Raw genomic sequence first — 24,999 nt, 5'->3', positions numbered from 1 at the left:
CACTGTGAATGAGGGGTAAACCTTCTATAATGCCGTCTATATAGAGACGGCATTCTACTCTCGAGAGGACAGCGATGATGAAGGTGGTTTTGGCGGTTAAAGCATGATTGATACCCATTGTCACTTCGATTTCTCCCCTTTTAATCAGGCGCCGGATCAGTACTGGCAAGCGGCGCGTGAGGTGGGCGTCACGCGCATGGTGGTACCGAGTGTCAATGAACAAAACTGGCCGGCGGTATTAGCGCTGACGGAACGTTTTGCTGAGATGTATGCTGGTTTGGGGTTACATCCATGTTTTCTCGATACGCACACAGACAACAGCCTCGCCGCATTAGAAGACGCGCTGGTATCACGGCCATTGTCCTGCGTGGCGGTCGGCGAAGCCGGTCTGGATTATTTTGTCGCGCACACTCCAGAGATGAAGCAGCGTCAGCACGCCTTACTTGATAGTCAGTTATGGCTTGCCCGCCGTTATGACTTACCCATTATTTTGCATAGCCGTCAATCTCATAACGACCTGCTGCGTCTGGTGAAAGCGTATCCTGGCGTGCGCGGTGTGCTGCATGCGTTTAGCGGCAGTGAGCAACAAGGCAAACAATTTATTGATGCTGGCCTAATGCTCGGTGTGGGGGGCACCGTCACCTATGAGCGGGCGAATAAAACGCGTCAAGCTATCGCGCGCTTACCGCTCAACCATTTGCTCTTGGAAACCGATGCCCCTGACATGCCGCTTGCGGGATATCAAGGAAAACCCAACACACCCGCCCAGGTGTCTCGGGTGGTCGATGTGGTCGCAGCGTTAAAAAGCTGTGATAGAGATCACCTGGTGGCCGAAACATCAGGCAATGCTGAAAGAATGTTTGGCTTGCACTAAGCGCGAACGTGCGTGAGACAAACGTTTGCGGTTGCATAAGCTCACAAAACTAGATCAAAGTCATACTTATTGATGCATTGCAAAATAGTTTTACAGCGAACTGTGATTGGAATATTACTTTAATGTGACTGCTCTGCGTATAATCCCTCCCCGGAAGCCAAATTCCACTCTGTCGAGACGCCAACTTTTTACTTTGAGGATGCCAATACTATGAGCCTGCTGATGAGCGTAATCGGGATGGTTGTACTGCTAGGAATAGCTGTTCTCCTTTCTGATAATCGCAAAGCCATTAACCTCCGTACCGTGGGTGGCGCATTTGCTATCCAACTCTTTTTCGGTGCTTTCGTACTGTATGTCGACGTGGGTCGTGACATTCTTTACGGGGCATCACAATACGTTGCCAACGTCATCGCATATGGTGACGAAGGGATCAGCTTCATCTTTGGTGGACTGGTTTCTGACAAAATGTTTGAACTGTTCGGCGGTGGCGGTTTCGTCTTCGCACTGAAAGTTCTGCCTGTTATCGTATTCTTCTCATCACTGATCAGTGTGCTTTACTACCTGGGTATTATGCAGGTTGTGATTAACGTACTCGGTGGTGGTTTGCAAAAGGCCTTGGGTACCTCGCGTGCCGAATCCATGTCTGCGACTGCGAACATCTTCGTGGGTCAAACAGAAGCGCCACTCGTGATTCGTCCCTTTGTCCCGCGCATGACCCAATCAGAGCTGTTTGCCGTGATGTGTGGTGGTCTTGCCTCTGTCGCCGGTGGTGTATTGGCCGGTTATGCGTCAATGGGTGTTCCCCTCGAGTACTTGATTGCCGCTTCATTTATGGCGGCGCCTGGTGGTCTGTTGTTTGCTAAAATCATCAAGCCAGAAACTGAAGAGCCAGTTGAACAAATGGCCGATGCCACCGCAGAAGGCGTTGAAAAGCCAGCTAACGTCATCGATGCCGCTGCTGGTGGTGCCTCTTCAGGTATGCAACTGGCCCTGAACGTAGGTGCAATGCTACTTGCCTTTATCGGTTTGATTGCTCTTATCAACGGTATGCTGGGTGGTATCGGCGGTTGGTTTGGTTATCCAGACATTACGCTTGAGCTGATCTTGGGCTACTTATTTGCCCCATTTGCGTTCCTTATCGGTGTGCCATGGGAAGAAGCAGTGGTTGCCGGCTCTTTCATCGGTCAGAAGATCGTCGTCAACGAATTTGTCGCTTACCTCAACTTCACCCAATATCTTGGTGATAACGCACAAGTTGTTGCGGCAACGGGTGTTGAGATGACGGAGAAAACCAAAGCGATTATCTCATTCGCACTGTGTGGTTTTGCTAACTTGTCATCGGTGGCCATTTTGCTTGGCGGCCTCGGTGGTCTGGCGCCTAGCCGTCGTCCAGAGATTGCACGCTTTGGTGTCAAAGCGGTGATTGCTGGTACCTTGTCTAACTTGATGGCGGCAACGATTGCGGGTCTATTTGTGACCTTAACCCTCGCAGGTTAATCAGCTAATTACTGACTCAGCTAATTACGGACTCAGCCAATTACGGACCAAGTATAAACCGATTAAAACGCCACACAGTGAATCTGTGTGGCGTTTTTTTTATAGGGTGTATACTCAGGGAGTATCCGATAAATAAAGTGAAGCTGGTTAACAAAATAAGGAAAAACGATGCAGGAAGTGCTCCTTGCGGTAGTCGCCGGGTTTTTAGTCGGTGTTTTGTTTAGTGCGATCAAGTTACCTATCCCCGCGCCACCGGTTTTGTCGGGCGTGATGGGGATTGTTGGTGTCTACTTAGGTGGGATCGGCTACCAGTGGATTATCGAGCGGTTTTTCAGCTAACCCGTATTGATTCTGCCAAGCAACACTGTATTTTCCAACAGAAACGGTAAAAACTAGTTTTGCCGAAACGGCGTTGGTAAAATAAGTGAAGGCCGTCAAAGTTTGGTGGCGCCACAATCTTTATTTTCCTCTTATGGTTAGCAACAAAGGTGTGGCTAGCCCCAATCGAAAACGTCCAATGGTAGAACTGCGAACACAAATGTGTTTGCACGCGGCAACAAGGATGGTTGGTTGAAGGCGGCGCAAGGTCCAGCCTCAAACTTCATGGAGCCAAGTCCGCTGAGCAGCAACCGGCTACAAGTGACGGTTGCCAACACAGTGGCCAACCCAATACCTGTTTGGCAAAAGAATGAGGACTGGAGATATCCAATGAACGAATTACATACCGCGGCCCTACGCGCACTCAAATTAATGGATCTGACCACGCTGAATGATGATGACACCGATGAAAAAGTGATCACCCTGTGTCAGAACGCGAAAACGGCTGTTGGTAATACGGCTGCTGTCTGCATTTATCCGCGCTTTATTCCGATTGCGAAAAAAACATTACGTGAACAAGGCACGCCAGATGTCCGTATCGCGACCGTGACTAATTTCCCCCATGGCAATGATGACGTTGATATTGCGGTAGCAGAAACCAAAGCTGCCGTTGCCTATGGCGCCGATGAAGTGGACGTTGTTTTTCCATACCGTGCGCTGATTGCTGGTGACGAAAGTACTGGCGCTGAGCTGGTGAAACAGTGTAAAGCGGCATGTGGTGACAAGGTGTTGCTTAAAGTGATCATCGAAACCGGTGAACTTAAAACTGAGGCGTTGATCAAGCGCGCCTCGGAGATTGCCATTGAGGCGGGGGCAGATTTTATCAAAACCTCTACCGGTAAAGTGGCTGTCAATGCCACGCCTGAAGCGGCTGAGATCATGCTGAATGTGATCAAAGACAAAGGCGTTGCAGCACGTGTTGGCTTTAAGCCAGCCGGTGGCGTGCGCACCGCAGAAGATGCGCAGCAATACCTGGCTATGGCCGATCGCATTCTCGGCGACCAATGGGCCGATAACCGCCACTATCGTTTTGGCGCATCTAGCTTGTTGGCGAACTTACTCCACACCTTGGGTGAAGGCGAAAAAGCGGCTGAAGGTGGCTATTAAGTAAGTTGCCACTCACCCAAACGGTAGGGCGAGCGAGGATCGTGTACTCGGTCGCTCACGTATTGTGCTGGTAAGGAGGATGCATGATCTTACCTCAGGAAATTATTCGTAAGAAGCGCGACAACATCGCGTTAAGCAAAGAAGAAATTTATTCGTTCATCCAGGGTGTTGCGAATGACTCAGTGTCGGAAGGCCAAATTGCTGCATTTGCGATGGCGATTTACTTCAATGATATGACCATGGATGAACGTGTGGCTCTGACCTGTGCGATGCGCGATTCCGGTATGACCATCGATTGGTCACACATGCATTTTGATGGCCCAATCGTGGATAAGCACTCGACAGGGGGCGTTGGTGATGTGACCTCGTTAATGCTGGGCCCAATGGTGGCGGCATGCGGCGGTTATGTGCCGATGATTTCAGGCCGTGGCTTAGGCCATACCGGCGGCACACTTGATAAACTGGAGTCTATTCCGGGTTATAACATCATGCCAAGCAACCAGGTGTTTGGTGATGTCACCCGTGATGCTGGCGTAGCGATCATTGGCCAAACTGGCTCTTTGGCACCGGCCGATAAACGTGTGTATGCCACCCGAGATGTCACCGCCACCGTCGATAATATCTCATTGATCACGGCGTCAATCTTGTCGAAAAAGCTCGCGGCAGGTCTCGATGCTTTGGTCATGGATGTCAAAGTAGGATCGGGGGCGTTTATGCCCACGTATCAAGATTCAGAGGCACTGGCGAAATCGATTGTGGGCGTGGCCAATGGTGCCGGCACCAAAACCAGTGCGTTACTCACTGACATGAACCAAGTGTTGGCATCGTCGGCGGGAAATGCATTGGAAGTGAAAGAAGCGGTCGACTTTTTGACCGGTCGTTACCGCAACCCTCGCCTGTACAATGTGACCATGGCACTGTGTGCGGATATGCTGGTGGTGAGCGGGCTAGCGTCAGATGTGACGCAAGCGAAACAAAAATTGGATCACGCATTGGATAGCGGTCGTGCTGCCGAGTGTTTTGCCAAAATGGTCGCAGGCCTAGGGGGTCCCTCTGACTTTGTCGAGTCGCCGGATCAATACCTGGCCAAAGCGTCAGTCATTAAGCCTGTCTATGCCGACCGTGCTGGAACGGTCAACGCGATGGATACGCGGGGATTGGGCATGGCTATTATAGAAATAGGTGGCGGCCGTCGGGTTGCCAGCGATAAAATTGATTATACCGTTGGGTTGAACGAAATGATTCGTCTGGGGCAAAACGTGGATGAGCAAACACCGCTCGCCATGCTCCACGCTCAAACTGAAGAGCAATGGCAACAAGCGGCCAATGCGGTGCGAACCGCAGTAAAAGTAGCTGATGAGGCACCCAATTCTACGCCGGACGTATATCGTCGTATCAGCTTACAAGACGTCTAATGGAGGCGATCATGAAACGCGCAATTGTATTAGTTTTAGACTCATTTGGTATTGGCGCCACTGAAGACGCCGTAAAATTTGGTGACCAAGGCGCTAACACCCTTGGCCACATCGCACAAGCGTGCGCAAAAGGTGAAGCCGACAACGCCGATCGCAAAGGTCCACTGTCTTTGCCTAACATGACCAAACTTGGACTCGGCAAAGCCTGTGAAGAATCATCAGATTATTTCCCTGAAGGACTGGATCCTCACGCCGAGATCATTGGTGCTTATGCGCATGCCAAAGAGCTGTCGTCAGGGAAAGATACCCCATCTGGCCACTGGGAAATTGCCGGTGTGCCTGTCTTGTTTGAGTGGGGGTATTTTTCTGATTTGACCAATAGCTTCCCAGAAGTACTGCTTGACCGCATTGTTGAGCGTGCAGGGCTACCGGGTTATATCGGTAACTGCCATGCATCGGGAACGCAGGTGCTCGACGATCTTGGTGAAGAGCACATGAAAACCGGGAAACCGATCTTCTATACCTCGGCAGACTCTGTGTTCCAGATTGCCTGCCACGAAGACACCTTTGGGCTAGACAATCTGTATGATCTTTGCCAGATCGTGCGTGAAGAGCTGGAAGACTACAACATTGGCCGTGTGATTGCGCGCCCGTTTGTTGGTCCAGGTAAAGGCCAGTTCGAGCGTACCGGTAACCGCCGTGATTTATCGGTTGAGCCACCGTCAGCCACCGTACTGCAAAAAATTGTCGATGAGAAAGGCGGTGATGTCATTTCTATTGGTAAGATTGCTGATATTTATGCTCACTGTGGGATCACCAAGAAAATCAAAGCAACTGGCCTTGAAGCGCTGTTTGATGCCACTAAAGATGCGATCAAAGAAGCTGGCGACAATAGCTTAGTCTTCACTAACTTTGTCGACTTTGATTCCGCGTATGGCCACCGTCGTAATGTTGCCGGCTATGCGGCTGCACTCGAGTATTTCGACCGCCGCTTGCCTGAAATTATGGCGATGTTGGAAGACGATGATGTGCTGCTACTGACTGCAGACCACGGCTGTGATCCAACCTGGCCAGGTACGGATCATACTCGTGAGCACATCCCGGCATTGGTCTATGGTAAAAAAGTGCCAGCCGGCTCGCTAGGTCGCCGCGAAACATTTGCGGATATTGGCCAATCGTTGGCACAGTATTTTGATACCTCACCAATGGATTACGGCAAGTCATTCTTGTAATCGTCTCCGAGTGATCGCAATAAAAAGAGATGGCAGCATGCCATCTCTTTTTTTGTTGCCTATCTAACTGATTAGATTGCCGACACTATGATGGCGTTACCAAGGCAGTATGCGTGATCGGTTGTCGCGCCGTAGTAGCATGGCCATCAATAGCGCGCCGAGAAACAGCGCCAGTCCCAGTAGGGCACGAAGCTCAGTAATGGTCGATTGGATCTGTTGTTTGGCATGATCAATCACCGATTGGTGTTCAAGCGTGAGGCGTAAAAAGCCGATAATATCGCCATCACGGCTAATGGGCGTCATTAATTGCTGTCGTCCTTCGCTTTCGAGTCCAAGCGGCGTGGTGAGGCCCACGGCGGTTTCAAGCGGCAACGCATGGGTAGAGCGGACAACGGGGCGCCCGTTAAGTTGATAAAAGCTGGCATCGCGAATCAAAGGCTCGGTCGCTAGCTGGTCGGCGAGGGTTTGCAGTGGCTGGTAATTTTTGTCGACCAATGCATCATAGGCTTGCGCGCCGATTTGACGTGTCATTAACTGGGCGAGCTGATCGGTTTGCTGATAAAGCGCTTGATACTGGCGTTGGCTTAAGGTCGTACTATAGAGCATTAACGCCGCAATGGCACTGAATGCACTGATCAGAATTCCCCACCGAGTGGTTCGCCGTAGCGCTTTGCGCGAAATTGAAAACATACCTACCTCAAAGCCGTGTTGACGGCGTAATTAGCACTGGAGCTGAGTACACTTTTTATGGTATCACAGCCTCATCTCGATTGTTTTATTGACGAGGCTCTGCTTGAGAGCTGAAAAGGAAAATACTGACCATGGATAAGGCTAAGCCCTTGGCAATTTACCGCGCATCCGGACTGTATCGTCGCTTTCCCACTGTTACCCGCACGCTTCCCTATCGTCGCCGAAACGGTGGCTGGATTCTCTTCGCTGAGACCATTAGCGTTGATCATTTAGACAATATTGCTTTTTTTACCGGTCACGTAGTCGACGTCATGGATGCGTGGTGTGTCGGCCCGTATCAGGTTTTATTAATGAGTGGTGAGCTCACGCCCGATCACCGAGCCGTGATTGATGCTCTCGGATTAGATTGTGCAGATCTGCACGCATTGCCAGATTTAAGTAAACCTGGATTGGCTGTGTTTGATATGGACTCAACAGCCATTGAGGTTGAATGTATTGATCAAATTGCCGCGCTTGCAGGTGTAGGTGAGGCGGTCTCGGCGGTGACAGAGCGGGCGATGCTCGGAGAGCTTGATTTTGAGGCGAGCCTGCGCCAACGTGTGGCTGCGCTTAAAGGTACAGATATTGCTGTTCTTGATGAGGTGAAAGCGCATTTACCGTTAATGCCAGAAATGGCGGCGTTAGTCGCAAGCTTAAAAGCACACGGCTGGTACGTGGCAATCGCGTCTGGCGGCTTCACTCACTTTTCTGATCACCTTCAGCATCAGTTAGGGCTAGATTATGCCGAATCAAACCAGCTTGGCGTTGACGAGGGGAAATTGACTGGCGACGTGGTAGGGGCTGTTGTTGATGCCCAGCGCAAAGCGGATATTTTAACCACACTGGCGCAGCAGTACGATATTGATCCTGAGAATACTTTAGCGGTCGGGGATGGCGCCAATGATCTGGCGATGATGGAGGCGGCTGGACTCGGCATTGCCTATCACGCCAAGCCAACCGTGAATGCTCGAGCACAAACCGCAGTGAAACATTGTTGGCTTGGGGGCGTGCTCTGCGTGCTCTCTGCGAGCTTGCGAGCGGGGAAGATTAGCTGGCAACCCCGTTAACGGCCCAAGCGCATCAATACTTCGTCGGTGACATCCACTAATTCACCGTACGCACACAGCGAGATAAATTCGTCTTCGAGTTGGCGTGCTTTATGGGTGTCACGCTTGAGTAGCGCCGATAATTGTGATGGCTCAATGTCTTGCTCTGCGTGAGTCAGAGGCGTCATGCGATTGCGTATCACGGCAAACGTGCCGCCTTTTTGTGCCAACTGAACGAATTTACGTCGTGCATCGTCCGATTCAAACTCGCTATCGGCAAAGGTATGTACCGCTCGCACTTTGTCGGCTTGGATATCTATCCACACAAAGTACTCACGGACTAATTCATTGAGCGGTTGCGATGGGCGAGTGACTTCATGGGTTCGCGTTAAAATTTTATCGCCGAAAACCGGATAAAAAGATAATTGACGTCCGCCACCCGCCCGTTCGAGAAAACGGTGTAAGCGGCTCGGTGGTAAGTTGATCCCAACAGCAGACACCGACAAAGCGCCATTATCTCGTTGGACAAAATAGGGCTGTACGGTCAAACGCGTCAGCAACAGCTGGTGCATGGCCCAAACCAGAGGCGGATCGGGTAAGCGTTCATCGAGTACTGTTAACTTATCCTGATTATGTTCAATCAATCGGCGTAAGTATTGTCGGCGCCGGGTATTCGGTGACTCGGTGGTCAGTTTTAGCTGAATATTGTCTCTTTTCGGACTCACTCGAATCACTTGATACGGCATATCGACCAAGGGAGCGCGCGGGTCAATATTGACAAATGCATCGAGCGATACCGAGACAATATCATCTCTTGCCCCTTGAAACGGTTGCTTCAGCGTCACATTGAGTCCCCCAGAGGAAAAGTCAATCAGCTGACCTTTAAGAGGCCCTTGTTCAGCGTGAACCATTGATACTTCCGATCGATAAGCGTATCGGGGCTCCCGTCGTTGTGGCTGGCGATCGGATGAGATGAGCTGTGCACGGCAAACGGGGTTGCGCTGGTGTAAAAAACGTCGCAGGACCTGGCTAGAGCATTGAGGTTTTGGGTGTTCAAGGTAACTGCGTCTTCCGTCGGCATGAGTGACATCTTGTACCAGCGCAACATGGGTCAGCGTTTTGAGGGTGTTAAGCCAATCGGGTGACACATCTTGGAGTCGTTCAATATCTGTCGCATTAATGGCAGACATCGTCACTTTAAACACGCGCCACGAGGCGCGCTTGGCTCCCAGGTGCCAAAAAAGCTGGCGCTCTTCTTCGCTCATTTCACTGGGGGAGGCGGAGTAGAAAAAACGCTGTTTGTTTTTGTCAACAGAAAAGCAGTACAGCAACAGCTGGCTGGTGGAGGCACCGTCGAGTTGGAGCAGTGATAACCGTTCAGTGTTAAACAGGTGATTGATCACGGGTTGATTACGGTTATCGTGCCAGTAGGCCCATAGCTCCTGATTCTGTCGCGTTTGTAGCACATATTCCATTTTATCTTGTGCGAAATAGAGCGGTAACACACTGGTATGATGCAAAAAAGATTGCTCGTAACTTTGCAGTTTTAACGTGAGCAGTTTGTCTTCGCCATCTTGCTTGCCGCGAAAATCTGGCGCGGTCATTTCTGCTTCTAATGCTTGTTTTATCGCGTCACTGCTCGTGTCTAGCCGCAACCGCAGCCAGACATTGCTGGTCGAGTCTTTGTTGTCATCGACGCCGATAATCCGATAACTCAACCCCTGTTCAAGATCGGGGTCCGGGTATGTTTGTGCGAGAGTGGTAAAGCGAACCACCACCTCTGAGCTCGGTGGATAATCGAACGCAGCAGGCACACGAACCCGACAGCCCGAGTTCGATAAATCACTGGTCACTCCATGCACTTCATGGCCAGTGTTGAGCGTAATTAAGACTTGTGTAGCAAAATGAATGCGGCTTTCACTGCGTGATAAGTAATGACCAAATGTCAGCTTTTCGGGTAAGAGTGCCGACTGTGACGCATCGCTGACCGGCCCTTTTCCTTGCTGTTGGCGCTGTTTCTCTTTTTCGTGCTTCACCCGAAAGTTATTCGGTGTGTTATGCAAATCTTCCCATAATCCTTGGGTGAGTTGGCCGTTATACATAGGGAGGCGATCGTAGTAGCGGTTAATCGCCACATCATCGAGCCAGTGCTTTTGACCGTGCAGGCTGTATTCGTGGCAGTCGCCATCCACTTTCCCGCGTAAGTCGATGGCGCGATTGCATGGGGTCATCAGCCGTCTGATCTCCATTTTGATCAGCAGCTTTGCGGAGCTGGGCTCGTTAGCCGTGAGCTTATCGAGCAACACCTCAAATTTTGGGGTTTGGGACAGAGGAAGCAGTTGCTCAATCAGTCCCTGGTAATCATCCTGCTTCATGGCAAAGTCTGGTAAAGTAATCGCTTACTTTGTTAACGGCATCTTCTCTGAAAAGTGTCGGGATAATGAATAAGATAGCAATCATTTTGTGAATTAGCTGACATCATACGTATTGGAGAGCGAATGGCAAAAACAAAACGAGCCTACGTGTGTAATGACTGTGGGGCAGATTTTCCGCGTTGGCAAGGGCAGTGTTCTGCATGCGGGGCGTGGAACACGATCACCGAAGTGAGGTTAGCGGCTTCACCTCAAGTCGCACGCAATGAAAAATACGCCGGTTATACTGGCAGTGCCGAGGGTGTCGTACAAACCTTACAAGATATTAACTTGCAAGAAGTACCGCGTCTGAGCAGCGGTTTTAAAGAGCTTGATCGGGTACTCGGTGGTGGCATTGTGCCGGGGGCGGCGATTCTTATCGGTGGTAACCCAGGCGCGGGTAAAAGTACCTTACTATTGCAAACCATGGTGGGCTTAGCACACCACTTTCCGACACTGTATATCACCGGGGAAGAATCGCTCCAACAAGTCGCGATGCGGGCTGACCGACTCGGGTTACCCAAAGATAAGCTTAAGTTATTGTCTGAAACGGGCGTTGAAACCATTTGTCAGGTTGCGAAAAAAGAACAGCCTAAGATCATGGTGATCGACTCCATCCAGGTGATGCATGTCGCCGAGGTGCAATCGGCGCCTGGGAGCGTGGCACAAGTCCGTGAATCTGCCGCCGCCTTAACTCGTTACGCCAAACAAAACAATGTGGCCATTTTTATGGTCGGACATGTGACCAAAGATGGTTCACTGGCAGGCCCGAAAGTGCTTGAGCATTGTATCGACTGCTCGGTGTTATTGGATGGCTCGAGCGATAGTCGCTTTCGCACTTTACGCAGCCACAAAAACCGTTTTGGGGCGGTGAATGAGCTGGGCGTGTTTGCCATGACAGGTCAGGGGTTGAAGGAAGTGAGTAATCCGTCGGCGATTTTTCTCTCCCGTGGTGAGGAGCAAACCTCTGGCAGTTCGGTCATGGTCGTCTGGGAAGGCACACGCCCATTATTGGTCGAAATACAGGCGCTAGTGGATTATTCGCAATTGGCTAATCCCCGTCGGGTGGCTGTGGGGTTAGAGCAAAATCGTCTAGCGCTGTTATTGGCGGTGTTACACAAGCACGGCGGGCTGCAAATGTCTGATCAAGATGTGTTTGTGAATGTGGTTGGTGGCGTCAAAGTGACTGAGACCAGCGCGGATCTGGCCTTGTTGCTTGCGTTGATCTCAAGCTTTAGAGACCGGCCTTTGCCAAGAGAATTAGTCGTGTTTGGCGAAGTCGGTTTGGCCGGTGAAATTCGCCCGGTACCCAGTGGGCAAGAGCGGTTAATGGAGGCGGCGAAACATGGCTTTAAAAAAGCGGTTGTCCCTAAAGCCAATATGCCCAAACAGACGCTTGAAGGCATGACCGTGTACGGTGTGAGCAAATTATCAGATGCGTTGGCAGTATTAGAAGAGTTATAGCGGCGGTTGCTTGAGCTACATAGCGGCATTAGCCGGGGCGCGATCATCCTCTGCGTCACGCTGCTGTGCGGTGCTTAACGGTGGATTAGGGGCGGGCATGTTGGCGACTTGGACCTGGGTCTGGACCAAGTTTTCAACTACTGCGACCAAATGTCCCCAGCTCACGCGTTTTTCGTTTTCGAGTAAGGAATCGAACTCTTCAGTACTCCATTTTATAAAGCGACGAGGGTCAAGGGCGCGGCCCAAAAAGCGCACTTCATAATGCAAATGCGGGCCAGTTGATAGTCCGGTGTTACCCGACCATGCAATTAAATCCCCTTTTTTCACAAATTGCCCGCTCCGGACATTGAATTTATCCAAATGGGCATAGAGTGTCATAAAGCCAAAGGCGTGGTCGATTTTGATGAAGTTACCATAGCCTTTGCGGCGGCTGGGACGGACATATTCGACGACGCCATCCGCGGGGGCATACACCGGCGTGCCGACGTCCGAGGTCAAATCTAAGCCCATATGGAATTTTTCTTTCCCTGTCACAGGGTGAGTTCGTGAGCCATATCCCGAGGAGCGTCGGTAGCTTTCAAGCGGTTTACCATTCGGGATTAGCTGGAGCATGGTGTAACGCACCGCTGAGTTAATCGCTGCGACATCGAGACGGTGAGTGAGCGAGGCGTCTTTGGCCACTGATTCTAGCCCGAGCATATCTTCAACCGTGACCACGCGTTGTGTCAGGGCGGTGAGTTCAACATCTTTGTTCTCGATGGTTTGTGACAGCGCATCACGTTTTTGTTGCAACATCGCCACCTCGTTATTTAAGGTCGCGCGCTCTTGGCGTAATCGTTCAACAGCCGCTTCGGCCTCGGTCGAACGCTCAGAAAGCAGGTACAGGCTAGCAAAGGTGATGGTGAGAGCCGCGAGTATCACTAATGCAAGGGTTTGCACGACCTTTTTACGGGTCGGGCAGAGGGTATAGTGTTTCACCCCGTTCGGGTGCGTTACGGCAATATGGATATGGTCTGTCATGACTGGTTACTGCTGGCCTGCATTAAATACCGTCCATGACCGTGCGGATTAAGCGTTCGGTTCCGCCATGTGGTCAGTCAATTGCGCAAGCTCGCGATGAAGCAGTTCATCGTTACCCACGTTCAGTTCAACGAGCCTTTTTAAATGACTGGCGCTATCAATGTCAATGTGATCGATGTAAAGATGGAGATAATTTTCGCAGTTATTTACCAGAATGCAGTCCATGTCTAATTCTACATCCGAGTCATGGAGGTAAAACACCAGTAGAAACGCGTTATGTTCGGGATCAGCTTGCCAGTTCTCAGGACGGCTGAGCAACACGCCTTTGAGAGATAGATCCAGTACCTGTGCGTGCCATTGCTGCTCGTTTTGTTTGAGTATTGCCGGCACACGATACATGACGCGGGAAAATTTTCTACGCTCTGTCATGATGACATCTCCTCATTCACTGTCTCTAGTGTAGGTGATATGGGGCAATCACAATACTGATTTAGTGGCTTGTCTCACATTTAAAACGTTTTCGTGGTTTTGCTGAGCTAAGTACAGGCGGCAATACGGTTTATTGAGATGACGAGTGAGAAGATGAAGAGTGGGAAGGTAAAGGGCAGCCGTCGCTGCCCTTACCGTGGTATGCGTTATTATTTGACTGCACGCTTGTACTTGATCCGGTGCGGCTCCGCCGCTTGTGCACCCAGTGTTTTTTTCAACCAATCGGTGTATTCAGCAAAGTTACCTTCAAAGAAGTTCACTTGGCCTTCATCTCGATAGTCAAGAATATGGGTCGCGACACGGTCAAGGAACCAGCGGTCGTGCGAGATCACCATGGCACAGCCTGGGAACTCTAAGAGTGCCTCTTCAAGTGCACGGAGCGTTTCCACGTCCAAGTCGTTAGTCGGTTCGTCAAGGAGCAACACGTTACCGCCAGCTTTTAGCAATTTGGCGAGGTGGACGCGGTTACGCTCACCGCCTGACAAATCACCAATGCGTTTTTGTTGGTCACTGCCTTTAAAGTTAAACCGTGATACATAAGCGCGTGCCGGTAATTCAAAGTTATTGATGCGAATGATGTCCGCCCCTTCAGAGATCTCATCATAGACGGTGTTATTATCGTCCATACTGTCTCGGAACTGATCGACCGAGGCCAGTTGTACGGTATCGCCTACTTCAACGGTGCCGCTATCTGGGGTTTCTGTGCCACTGAGCATCTTAAATAGGGTTGATTTACCCGCACCGTTCGGACCAACAATACCGACAATTGCCCCTTTGGGCACGCTAAAGGATAAGTCATCGATCAAGATGCGATCACCAAACGACTTGGTCAGATTATTGACCTCAATGACTTTTTCACCCAGACGTGGACCTGGTGGGATAAACAGCTCGTTGGTCTCGTTACGGCGTTGATAGTCCGTGGTGTTGAGCTCTTCAAAGCGGGCCATACGGGCTTTTGATTTCGCCTGACGGCCTTTTGGATTCTGGCGAACCCACTCAAGCTCTTTCTCAATGGTTTTCTGACGCGCTTTTTCTTGCGACGCTTCTTGCTTTAACCGTACATCTTTTTGTTCGAGCCAAGATGAGTAGTTGCCTTCCCACGGAATACCTTCACCACGGTCAAGCTCAAGAATCCAGCCCGCTGCATTGTCGAGGAAGTAACGGTCGTGCGTAATGGCAACGACGGTACCGGAGTAGTCGACTAAGAAACGCTCAAGCCATGCAACGGATTCAGCGTCTAGGTGGTTAGTTGGCTCATCAAGCAGCAGCATGTCGGGCTTTTCGAGTAGCAAACGGCAAATAGCAACACGACGACGCTCGCCCCCTGAAAGGTGCTTGATTTGCGCATCCCACTCGGGCAAACGCAGTGCATCTGCTGCACGCTCCAACGTATTATCGAGGTTATGCCCGTCTTTAGCTTGGATCAGTGCTTCGAGTTCACCTTGCTCTTGCGCTAAGGCATCGAAGTCGGCATCTGGATCAGCGTAAGCGGCATAGACACCATCGAGACGCGTTAATGCATCTTTGACGTCACCGACCGCTTCTTCAACGGTTTCCCGGACTGTCTTTTCTTCATCCAGCTTCGGCTCTTGCGGGAGATACCCGATCTTGATCCCGGGTTGCACACGGGCTTCGCCCTCAATCTCGGTATCGATACCGGCCATAATGCGCAATAGGCTCGATTTACCGGCCCCGTTGAGACCCAACACCCCAATTTTGGCGCCTGGGAAGAAACACAAAGAAATATCTTTAAGAATTTGACGCTTAGGTGGCACGATCTTGCTCACCTGCGACATGGTATATACGTACTCAGCCATTTCTGCTCACGTTAATCGTTGTGGTATAAAAAACGCTATTCTAACGTTAACTTTGCCAAGTTTAACAGTGATTGTCATATTCGGTCACTAATATGGCGAGACGTGCCGACAAACAACGCTTACCACCTACAGGGAATTTGCGGGCGGAGCTGTTGTCTACTCGGTGTTACACAGTCGGTGTTGCATACAATAGGAGCGATCTTTGACATGGAACGATTCATCGCATTATCCGGGCCAATTAAGTCAGCATATCGAGCGGCTTTTCGTCACGCCCGTGCCTTCTTTCCTGTATGGGTGTCAGGGTTCGTGTTGATTTCCAGCTTATCAGTCCCGATGGTTGAGGCTTCCGCCAGCCCTGATAGTCGTCAAAGGACACCGCACCAGCGCCAGTATGAAGCGGCAATCGATGCGATTGAAAGCGGTGATTTGCATCAGTTTCAGCGCTTAAAAGCACAACTGCGTGATTATCCTTTGTATCCGTATCTCGATTATCGTGATTTCACTCGTAATCTTTCTAAAAAGCCTCACCACGCGGTCACTAACTTTATTCAGCGTTATAGCACCATGCCATTCGCGAATAGTTTGCGTGCGGATTATCTCACCCTGTTGGCGGACAGAGGAGATTGGAAGACCTTGATCGCGTTCCAGTCTGATGTGCCACGGAGTGATCGTTATCAGTGCCAATATTATTATGCGCACAGTCAAGCGGGGAATCAGGCTTTAGCGCGCAGTGGCGCCAAATCGCTCTATTTGTCGGGTCAATCCGTGGATAGCAGTTGCAATGACTTATTCGATTTTTTATCGGAACAAGGGCTGCTGACCGGTGACTTGATATTGCAGCGTATGCTTCTAACATTCGATGCGCGCAACCGCAGTTTGATGCGTTATTTGTTACGCCAGTTACCCGAGGCGGATCGTGCGGTTGGCAAGCAGGTGTTGGACTTATATGACCAACCTGAGAACGTGGCCGATTTTTCTAAGCGCAGTTATGTGACGCCGTTTAATCAAAAACTGACTCGCTTGGCGTTTGAGCGTTTGGCTCGCAAGGATGAAGCGCAAGCCATTCGCCACTTTCGTCGCACGGTCGAGGGCCAGCATTACGATAAACGAGAGCGACAAGACATTGCCGATTACTTGATTGGTCAATTAATGAATGATGACGAGCCTGCATTGGCTGGCTGGCGAGATCGTATGCTGCGTCAGAGTCATGATGATGGTTTATTGGAAAGACGGTTTCGCCTTGCACTTATCGAGGGTGACTGGCACGCGCTGGATCAGTGGCGCGCATTGCTCAGCGAAGCGGCTCAGCAGTCTTTAAAGTGGCGGTATTGGCAGGCGAGAATCAAGCTAGAGCTTGGTGATAGCGCGTCAGCAAATCAAGCATTTGCTTCCATGCTTGGTGAGCGTAATTTCTATAGCGTGGCAGCGGCGCAGCATTTAGATAAACCGATTTCAATACCCTCACGCACAGCAGTCCTGAAAGAAGCAGGGTTAATGCCGATCAATGATGTATTGGCAAGAGTGAATGAGCTTATCGCGCTCGATAAAATCTATGCGGCTAAGCGTGAATGGTATTATGTATTACAACGTGCTAGTGATGAGCAGATTGCCTTACTGGCGGCCTATGCCAATAAAAAACATTGGTACCACTTCGCGGTTCAAGCCACGATTGCGGGAAAAATGTGGGACCATTTGTCACTCCGCTTCCCGTTAGCACACCAGTGGTGGTTTGAGTTTTTCAGCCGCGAGCGTGGCGTAGACAAAACCACACTGATGGCCTTATCGCGTCAAGAGAGCGCCTTTTTTACCCGTGCAGTGTCCCATGTGGGCGCAAGAGGCTTGATGCAATTAATGCCAGGCACGGCACGCGAAACCTCTCGTCAGTTGGGATTTGATTATCAAGGCCCTGCTAGCTTGAGTGATCCGGGCGTTAATATTCGTCTTGGCAGCGGTTACTTAAAAATGATGTTAGATCGTTTCGACAGTAATCGTATCTTGGCATTCGCGGCCTATAACGCCGGCCCGCATCGTGTGTCGCGTTGGTTGGAACGATCGCAAGGTCATATGGATGCGATTGCTTTTATTGAGTCGATTCCGTTTTACGAAACGCGCCATTATGTGCAGAACGTCTTGATGTTCGACATTTATTATCGTCAGCTGTTAGGTGAGCCGGTGCAATTTTTAAGTGCGCACGAGCTGGCTCAGCGCTATTGATGTTATCATTACTGTCATCACGTAAAGAGCGAGAGGAAACCATGTCGCAATCGCCTGCATTCTCTGGTTGGCAAGATGTTATTTCTTTAGTGCGTTTAGCAGGAAAAGACGATAACGATGATGCATTACTGACAGCACTACTGACGCCTGATGAGCGAGATACTCTGGTCGCTCGGATCAATATCTTGCATGAATTATTAGAAGGCAGAATGAGTCAGCGCCAGCTCAGTCAGTTACTTGGGGTAGGGATCGCGACCGTGACCCGAGGCTCTAACGAATTAAAGCGGATGGATGAGGATACCAAAATTTGGCTCGCCGACTTGCTCAAGCGCGAGGCGGAGCAAACCCGCTCTTGATCCCCTGTCTATCAAACAAAAACGGAGCCCACGGGCTCCGTTTTTAGTGCTGGGTTTTTAGCGCTGGGTTTTTAGCGATAAAGGTGTGGATGCATAAACGGGATCAGTGCCATGATCAAAGCTTGATGATACACGCTTGATCGCGTTAATCGGTGTCCGGTAAGCATACCGATGGCCCCCCCTTTTTGTTTTACATTTTGCTGGCTARACATTCGATCCATCACATCACCGAGCTCCTCGCCTTGATGCAATGCCTTGAGCGCGTCTGGTGGAAGGGGAAGTGACGCYGAGCGTGCTTCGCCGTGCGCGTCGTCTTTTGCTATGATCATCCAAGCAAAGGTATGTTGGCCATCCAAGCCGGCTTCTATCCCCACATAATAATCGCCTTGATAACGTCCTTGTGCATGCCGAACCCGATTGCATGCGCCTGAATAGGTTTCTTTCTCTGTCATGGGTTGGTCGGCGACATCACTGGGTACGGACACGCCGGTAAACGTGAAGTCGGTATTGGGGAAAACGTCATAAAATGCTGCTTTAACGGCAGAAATCTTGGCAGGGTTTTGTGAGGTAACGATTACGTGGGTCATACGCCCTAGCGCTCCTTATCGTGTTGGTAGGCGCGCTGCAGTATACGCCAGCGTAAAGGTAAGCGCAGCATGCCTGTTATGCGACTCGCATCATTGGCTTGCGCCACTTCATTTAAGCCAATTCGCATTTTCTGATGCCCTTTGCGAGGCTGAGCAACATAGGTATTAAACCAGCGATCCCAGCAAGACAAATTAAAGCCATAGTTGGCATTGCACTCATGAAAACGAGTGGAATGATGAACGCGATGCATGTCGGGCGTGACGACGATACGGCGCAGCCAGTCATCGAGACGCAGCGGTAAACGGACGTTGCTGTGGTTAAACATCGCCATGCTGCTTAATACGGTTTCAAACAGAATCACGCCTAAAACAGGGGCACCTAATAAGGCTACCAGTGCACATTTTATCGCCATTGAAAGCCAGATTTCGACGGTGTGAAAGCGCGCGCCAGTGGTGACATCAATATCCATGTCGGCATGATGAACCAAGTGTAATCGCCATAACCAAGGGAGCTCATGGAACAGCTTGTGTTGATACCAAATCGCCAAATCCATGACAATTAGCGTGAGGACTACCGTTGCCCAAAGCGGCAAAGAGAGCTGATTAAGCAGTCCCCACCCTGATTCATCGACAAGGCTGGCAACACCAACTGCTGAAAGCGGTGCCAGTAGTCGAAGCGTTAGCGTATTAAATGCGGTGAGCGCAATATTGCCCCGCCAGCGTTCACGCCGAGTACGGGTTAACTGACGTTTGGGCCATTGCCACTCGGCGACCAGCATGATCACGAGTACGAGCACGAATAGACCAAGTCGAAATCCCGCTTCATGTGTTTCAATCCAGTTCATTATCGCTCCTTGTTCGCCTTTATATTACGCGAAAAGCAGATAATACGTTTAGTCAAACAGCAAAAATTGCCGAAGTGGTTACGATGGTGGATGGGGCAGCATCAATAGATTTATGGTTGGGCATAGGCTCAGGGATTCTTTTACATCACACGCCTTGAATATGAATGTAACGTAAACGTTAATTTTGCTGGCCGTGTTCAACGAATTAGATTACTTGCTCTAAAAGTTAGGCACAAGATCACGTTTATACTAATAGCCTGTTTCTATTGAGTTTGTTTCTTTTTACTAATGATGAGTATCTCATGAATGAGACATCTCTCGTTAGTGTAAAAAGGAATGATAAATGCACAAACATAGCTCTCTTGCGCTCATTATCGGCGCGCTCTTTCATACATCTGGGGCTTGGGCGATGGCAAAAGTGCCTGAACCCGTTGAACCACCGACGGAACCAGACTCACAAGCCTGTATTGTGTTAACAGGAAGTGAACCTATCGATATTGGGCGCACCAGCGCCGAGCGCTGTCTACCGGGCGACGATCCTTTTACCGCAGAGCAATGGCATTTGCTAAATAGGGGACAGAATGCATTTGCTCGCGAAGGAGGGCAGCCAGGTAATGACTTAAATCTTTGGTGGGCTCATCGACAAGAGATTTTAGGCCAAAACGTCAATGTCGCCGTGGTTGATGACGGATTAGAGATCGCACACCCTGATCTAGTGGCGAATATGCGTGCAGGAAAATCTTACGATTTCGTTGATCGTGATGACGATCCGACGCCTGAAGGGTGGAGCAATCGAAATACAGCTCACGGCACTTCGGTGGCCGGTATTATCGCGGCGGCGCGTGATAACGGCTTGGGAGGGATGGGTGTTGCACCGCTTGCCAATCTACAAGGCTATAATTACCTGGCATATCAGAGCCAAAAAGCATGGGAGATCAGTCACGGGCGGGAAGGTTATTCAGATGATGTCCGAGTCTTTAATCAAAGCTATGGTGGCTCAGGGGTGCGCAGCTATCCTTATAGTGATGATCCTATGAGCTATGATGGTCGCCAAAATGCCCAATACAAGACAATGACCACGGAAGCTTTTGGTGGGCGTGGCGCAGTCTTTATTAAGTCAGCGGGAAATGGCTTCAGTCGCACCTCGTTTAACCGAGAGCGATTTGGCCCTGTGGGTAATAATGATGGATTGCCATGGCAAAACAGTAACCAGTCATCCAGCAACGCAAATTATTGGAATGTGACGGTCAGTGCCTTGAATGCAGATGGCAAACGATCGTCGTATTCTTCGGTCGGTAGCAACGTATTCTTGACGGCTCCAGGAGGCGAATACGGCACCAATAAACCCGCACATATCACCACAGATTTGACCGGTTGTACCATGGGCTATAACCGCAATGATCGTATTCCTTATGATTCGCATGACCTACACGGTGGCACGGAAATAGACAACACGTGTGACTTTAATAGCGTCATGAATGGCACATCATCGGCTGCACCAAACACCTCGGGTGCGTTCGCGCTACTAATGTCGGCCTATCCGAACCTTTCCCAGCGTGATATTCGCCATTTGTTAGCGACGACGGCTACACGTGTGGATACGAATAGTGATGATGTACGCTTAAGCTACCAAACGGCACAAGGGCAGACTCGCACTGTCACGGGACTAGAAGGTTGGCAACAAAACGCGGCAGATCGTTGGTATAGCCCAACCTATGGGTTTGGCTTAATTGATGTCAATGCGGCGCTTGAGGCGGCAAAGACGTATCAACCTTTGCCTGAGCAAGTGTTTACGGATTGGACTTGGTCTTATCACAACCAAAATGGTGACACAGGGCTACCGATTGCTGACGCAGGAGTAGCCGCCACCGCCGATAGCGTGCGAGTGACAGATGACCTCACTATTGAGGCGGTGCAAGTACGTAGCTCAATTGATCATAGCCGTATGTCCGATTTGTTGATCGAGCTCGAATCGCCATCTGGCACACGCAGCGTGCTTATGTCGCCGCGTAACAGCATGTTATCGAATGCGCTGGATAGCACTTATCCAGAGGGTTTTACCGATCACTTAATGCTCAGCCATAAATTCAATAGCGAAAGTTCAGCGGGTCAATGGACGTTACATGTTACTGACACCGATGGTGAAACACGTCAATACAGCTTGGGAGGGGAAGTGAAATCCCTACCCAATAACAGCGCTGATGGCAAACTAATGCAATGGTCACTGCGTGTTATTGGTCACCGCGGTTAATAGGAGAAAAGTATGAAAAAGTTAATTGCAGTAATCGCAGCGATGGGGCTGACAATGAGTGTCCATGCCGCTACGGTTGAATTAAATGGTGACCGCTATGTTGTGGTCGATACGGCCGATAATGCTCGCAATATGAATGGCGAGCAAATGGGGGTGATGGTCGGTGACAAGGTTGCCTTGTCTGCTCAGAGCACACCATTAACAGTCACTGGTTCTATTTTGGTGAAAGCGAGTCAAGCACGAGCGGATCAACTCGCTGACCAATATGGTCTGGATCTGGTGAGTTATATGGATGGTGTCGCGTTGCTCGAAGCCAGCCCAGGCGTGAATGTATCGGCGCTGGAAAAAGCACTCAATCAATCACTCGAGACGCCGGTCAACCTTGAACTCAATCCTCAAAACCAACAGCCTCAGTAATTCGTGTACTGCGAGCCCGCCAATCACTGGCGGGCTTTTAATCGCATCCAACCAACGATTTTGTTACTAGATATTCCAGAATGTTCATAACTTTTACATGAGCTAAACGCCTCATCTTGCTATGATTTGCCGCCATTAAACCCCAACAAACTAGACAGAACATCAGCATGTAGATCCGTCTGCAGCGAGGGAAAAGACGATGTGGAAAAAAGTTAAACATTCTTTACCATTGCAAATTGCATTGGCAGCAGCACTGGCTTGGCTGGTGGGGACTGTATTTGGTCCCATAGAAAATGCGGAGCAGACCACTTGGTATCCATTGCTCATGTTGGCCAAAGTCAGTTATATCGGTTTACTGAAAGCCGTCGTCGGCGTGATGGTGTTGCTCTCGCTGCTGGAAGGGATCAGTAATATTGGCAACGTTGTCCGCTTAAAACGTCTCGGTGGTGCCACCCTTTTGTTCTACGGTTTTACCACCACCATAGCGATTATTCTAGGACTTGGCGCAGCGTTACTGATGCCAGAGTGGCAAACGCTTAACAGTGCGCCCCCGGTGGATGAGAGCATCAGCTTTATCAATCAAGATGCGGCAGGAGCTGGCGCGATTGCCACCAAGCTTTTTAACATGGCGTTAGTGAATCCCGTTGAGGCGCTAAGCAGTGGTAATCTACTTGCGATTGTCGTTTTCACCATTTTGTTTGGTATTTCACTGATTGTAGCTTTGCCGGAAAAACATCCGCTATTTGATACCATTCGTGGTTTAAACCAAGGTATTAACACGCTGGTGGCCGGAATCATCAAACTGGCGCCTTTCGCCGTTTTTGCGATTGTCTTTCAGTTTTCGCATCAAGGCGACAATGACTTATTTGGTCAGCTGTTTAGCTTCGCGGCTTTAGTGTTTGCTCTGACGATGGTACATGGCGTCATTGTATTGCCGCTGATCGCACGTGTCGCGGGAGGCGTTGGTTTTATCGCTTTATTTCGTGCAATCTCTGCGCCTCTGGCGATGGCATTTGCTACCTCATCAAGCGCGGCAACACTGCCGGTATCTATGCAGGCAGCCAAGGAAGAGCTCAAGGTCACCCCATCCACGGCGAGTATGGTATTGCCTTTGGGGGCGGTGATGAACATGGATGGCACCGCGTTGTTTGAAGGGATTGCTGCCGTGTTCCTTGCGCAATTGTTCGGGATTGATTTGTCTACGACCGGTATTGTGATGATCTTCATTATGGCGATGGTGTCGTCGGTGGGCGCGCCAGGGATGCCATCGGGCTCGATGTCTGGGATGCAGTTGGTGCTGCTGGCAGCGGGGATCCCACTTGAAGCCATCGCTATCTTGCTGATCATTGAGCGCCCGCTTGATACGTTCCGTACCGCAGTCAACGTGCAAGGTGATCTGATTGGCGCCACGGTTATCGATAAATGGCAAAAGCGTGTGAGTTAATCTTGCTACCGTTTAAACACTGCAGGCAAAAGGCAGTGAATTTGCCTGCAGTGTGGTGCGATTATTGAATAGTAAAACCTAGGTATGCTTGAAACTCGTTATTGTCAAAGATGTCTTTATCACCTTTATTTCCTTTAGCATCTTTGAATTCCCAGTTAAATGCTTCGTAAGAAACACCTGCGTGCCAAGAGAAGTTTTCGTTAACTTCTTTTTTAAACTCAATTTCAGGCTGGATATGTGCATAGGCTATTGTGGTGTCTGAATCTGGTGTGTGGTAAGCCTCTACATAATTTTCAATATTAAATGAGAAACCTGAGACGAGCGGGAGTGAATAAGTTAAATAGTTCTCAGTACCAATTTGGTAATCGTATTCTTCTTCATCCGTATCATAGTAATCGAAGTTATACCAAGCCAGTTCTAGATTCCAGTTTTCAGATAGAGCACCTGACAGATAGAAGTTAGTTTCCACACCACTAATATTTTTTAGGCTCTCATCATTGTCGTTACCCAATTGTGCCCACAGCTCGATACCAAAGGAGAAATCTTTGCCACCAAGGGAGATGTCTTTACTCAAGTATGGGGCAATGATGTACTGCTTTGTATCCGAACTATCGGACTCATCGCTAGCTTTCCATGAGGCATCATAGCGGAATAAATAATACATGGTTGTATTAAAATCCCCTATAGTTCCTATGCCTTGGGCCAAACCAAACTGGGTGTCCCACCCTTCTTTTCTCGCCGCTCCCTCACTATCAATAAAATCTTTATCGACATCAAAAAGAAAGCTGACATCATCGCTTAATTTGTAGGAACCCTTACCTATCGTGACTTCTGTTTTTGTCAGGCCTTTTTCATAGTCGTTGACTTTGACTTCACTGGTCAGTGAACCTAATTCACCGGCAAAGCTTGTTGTGCTGGTAAGAGCGATGGCAGCGGCGAGCGCTGTTTTTTGGATTGTATTGCTCACTTTAAAGTATCCCTTCTTTAATATGTTACCGAGCACTGCCGCTTTATCATTATTCACCAAAAAGTAGGCGCTAATTTTTTGGCTATTACTTTCTGGTGACGGTATCTGTCCATACTTTTCAATACCGGGCGACAGCCTATTCCTTGGCATTCACAACATTATTAGCGCCACAAGAAATGTGGTGGTGACTGAGGTGCGAATGTAGATTTATGCTAGCAATGCGTCAGTGCCATGACAATAGTGTTATTATTGAGTTAACAATCAATTAGGATTTTTGCTCTATTTTATATCTGTTCATTCGAGTCAATGACCATTCAGCTTTTGTTCAGGTCGAATAAATGGCTAAATAAAGATGAAAAAAGAGTAGTATTCGCTATGTAATAAAATATTTAGTAATCGATTACTCGATAAATAGGAGGTTTAACAGTGATAGAGGGAT

The 24,999-nt window shown here is 49.6% G+C and carries 21 protein-coding genes; 13 read left to right on the top strand and 8 right to left on the bottom strand.

Annotated elements, in window-relative coordinates:
• The first annotated feature begins 103 nt into the window (after positions 1–103).
• From BZG78_RS12660 to deoB, 6 genes are all read left to right on the top strand, one after another.
• Complete coding sequence (locus tag BZG78_RS12660; protein WP_077661402.1) at positions 104–874, top strand: TatD family hydrolase; 771 nt, start codon at positions 104–106, stop codon at positions 872–874.
• 210 nt (positions 875–1,084) lie between these two features.
• Complete coding sequence (locus BZG78_RS12655; RefSeq protein WP_077661401.1) at positions 1,085–2,371, top strand: NupC/NupG family nucleoside CNT transporter; 1,287 nt, start codon at positions 1,085–1,087, stop codon at positions 2,369–2,371.
• A 168-nt stretch (positions 2,372–2,539) separates the two neighbouring features.
• Complete coding sequence (locus BZG78_RS12650; RefSeq protein ID WP_021023640.1) at positions 2,540–2,710, top strand: XapX domain-containing protein; 171 nt, start codon at positions 2,540–2,542, stop codon at positions 2,708–2,710.
• A gap of 369 nt (positions 2,711–3,079) precedes the next feature.
• Positions 3,080–3,856 (top strand): deoxyribose-phosphate aldolase, encoded by a 777-nt coding sequence (gene deoC / locus BZG78_RS12645; RefSeq protein ID WP_077661400.1) that lies wholly within the window; start codon positions 3,080–3,082, stop codon positions 3,854–3,856.
• Between the two features lie 83 nt (positions 3,857–3,939).
• Positions 3,940–5,271, top strand: coding sequence for a thymidine phosphorylase (gene deoA / locus BZG78_RS12640; protein WP_077661399.1), 1,332 nt, complete (start codon positions 3,940–3,942; stop codon positions 5,269–5,271).
• An 11-nt stretch (positions 5,272–5,282) separates the two neighbouring features.
• Positions 5,283–6,503, top strand: coding sequence for a phosphopentomutase (gene deoB, locus BZG78_RS12635; RefSeq protein WP_021023643.1), 1,221 nt, complete (start codon positions 5,283–5,285; stop codon positions 6,501–6,503).
• Positions 6,504–6,599: 96 nt separating this feature from the next.
• Here deoB and BZG78_RS12630 read toward each other — a convergent pair whose 3' ends face one another.
• On the bottom strand, positions 6,600–7,193 hold the full coding sequence (locus BZG78_RS12630) for an AhpA/YtjB family protein (protein ID WP_021023644.1): 594 nt from the start codon (positions 7,191–7,193) through the stop codon (positions 6,600–6,602).
• Positions 7,194–7,324: 131 nt separating this feature from the next.
• Between BZG78_RS12630 and serB the strand changes: the two genes are divergently transcribed.
• On the top strand, positions 7,325–8,299 hold the full coding sequence (gene serB, locus BZG78_RS12625) for a phosphoserine phosphatase (protein WP_077661398.1): 975 nt from the start codon (positions 7,325–7,327) through the stop codon (positions 8,297–8,299).
• On the opposite strand, the gene BZG78_RS12620 is transcribed toward serB, so the two are convergent.
• Positions 8,296–10,653 carry a PilZ domain-containing protein gene (locus BZG78_RS12620; RefSeq protein ID WP_077661397.1) on the bottom strand — a complete coding sequence of 786 codons (2,358 nt, stop codon included), beginning with the start codon at positions 10,651–10,653 and terminating at the stop codon, positions 8,296–8,298. The two genes, serB and BZG78_RS12620, sit on opposite strands and share 4 nt — an antisense overlap.
• 123 nt (positions 10,654–10,776) lie before the next feature.
• On the opposite strand from BZG78_RS12620, the gene radA reads away from it, so the two are divergent.
• Positions 10,777–12,153, top strand: a complete 1,377-nt coding sequence (gene radA, locus BZG78_RS12615; RefSeq protein ID WP_021023647.1) for a DNA repair protein RadA — start codon at positions 10,777–10,779, stop codon at positions 12,151–12,153.
• A 15-nt stretch (positions 12,154–12,168) separates the two neighbouring features.
• On the opposite strand, the gene BZG78_RS12610 is transcribed toward radA, so the two are convergent.
• From BZG78_RS12610 to ettA, 3 genes are all read right to left on the bottom strand, one after another.
• Positions 12,169–13,173: a peptidoglycan DD-metalloendopeptidase family protein gene (locus tag BZG78_RS12610; RefSeq protein WP_021023648.1), complete on the bottom strand. Its 1,005-nt coding sequence runs from the start codon at positions 13,171–13,173 to the stop codon at positions 12,169–12,171.
• 48 nt (positions 13,174–13,221) lie between these two features.
• Positions 13,222–13,602 carry a PilZ domain-containing protein gene (locus BZG78_RS12605; protein ID WP_021023649.1) on the bottom strand — a complete coding sequence of 127 codons (381 nt, stop codon included), beginning with the start codon at positions 13,600–13,602 and terminating at the stop codon, positions 13,222–13,224.
• Positions 13,603–13,811: 209 nt separating this feature from the next.
• Positions 13,812–15,479 carry an energy-dependent translational throttle protein EttA gene (gene ettA / locus BZG78_RS12600; protein WP_021023650.1) on the bottom strand — a complete coding sequence of 556 codons (1,668 nt, stop codon included), beginning with the start codon at positions 15,477–15,479 and terminating at the stop codon, positions 13,812–13,814.
• A gap of 207 nt (positions 15,480–15,686) precedes the next feature.
• Here ettA and sltY point away from each other — a divergent pair, with 207 nt between their 5' ends.
• Complete coding sequence (sltY, locus tag BZG78_RS12595; protein ID WP_077661396.1) at positions 15,687–17,693, top strand: murein transglycosylase; 2,007 nt, start codon at positions 15,687–15,689, stop codon at positions 17,691–17,693.
• Between the two features lie 41 nt (positions 17,694–17,734).
• Positions 17,735–18,049: a trp operon repressor gene (trpR, locus tag BZG78_RS12590; RefSeq protein WP_025744414.1), complete on the top strand. Its 315-nt coding sequence runs from the start codon at positions 17,735–17,737 to the stop codon at positions 18,047–18,049.
• 71 nt (positions 18,050–18,120) lie between these two features.
• Here the strand turns inward: trpR and yjjX are convergent, their stop codons facing one another.
• Positions 18,121–18,636 carry an inosine/xanthosine triphosphatase gene (gene yjjX, locus BZG78_RS12585; protein ID WP_077661395.1) on the bottom strand — a complete coding sequence of 172 codons (516 nt, stop codon included), beginning with the start codon at positions 18,634–18,636 and terminating at the stop codon, positions 18,121–18,123.
• Between the two features lie 5 nt (positions 18,637–18,641).
• Complete coding sequence (locus BZG78_RS12580; protein ID WP_077661394.1) at positions 18,642–19,481, bottom strand: sterol desaturase family protein; 840 nt, start codon at positions 19,479–19,481, stop codon at positions 18,642–18,644.
• A gap of 343 nt (positions 19,482–19,824) precedes the next feature.
• On the opposite strand from BZG78_RS12580, the gene BZG78_RS12575 reads away from it, so the two are divergent.
• The 3 genes from BZG78_RS12575 to BZG78_RS12565 all read left to right on the top strand — a co-directional run bounded on the left by BZG78_RS12575 (position 19,825) and on the right by BZG78_RS12565 (position 23,593).
• A complete protein-coding gene (locus BZG78_RS12575; RefSeq protein WP_199877199.1) occupies positions 19,825–21,732 on the top strand; it encodes a S8 family serine peptidase in 1,908 nt (635 codons plus the stop codon).
• Positions 21,733–21,744: 12 nt separating this feature from the next.
• The gene (locus BZG78_RS12570) at positions 21,745–22,149 is read left to right on the top strand and encodes a hypothetical protein (RefSeq protein WP_077577098.1); all 405 of its coding nucleotides are present in this window, start codon (positions 21,745–21,747) and stop codon (positions 22,147–22,149) included.
• A 199-nt stretch (positions 22,150–22,348) separates the two neighbouring features.
• Positions 22,349–23,593 (top strand): dicarboxylate/amino acid:cation symporter, encoded by a 1,245-nt coding sequence (locus tag BZG78_RS12565; RefSeq protein WP_077661393.1) that lies wholly within the window; start codon positions 22,349–22,351, stop codon positions 23,591–23,593.
• Between the two features lie 61 nt (positions 23,594–23,654).
• On the opposite strand, the gene BZG78_RS12560 is transcribed toward BZG78_RS12565, so the two are convergent.
• Entirely contained in the window at positions 23,655–24,560 is a 906-nt protein-coding gene (locus BZG78_RS12560; RefSeq protein WP_131826084.1) for a hypothetical protein, read from the bottom strand.
• Positions 24,561–24,999: the final 439 nt, after the last annotated feature.

Source organism: Salinivibrio sp. MA351, assembly GCF_001996065.1.
GTDB lineage: Bacteria > Pseudomonadota > Gammaproteobacteria > Enterobacterales > Vibrionaceae > Salinivibrio > Salinivibrio costicola.
Note: the sequence above shows the minus strand (reverse complement) of the source record. Positions and strands in the feature narration are given on the sequence as shown.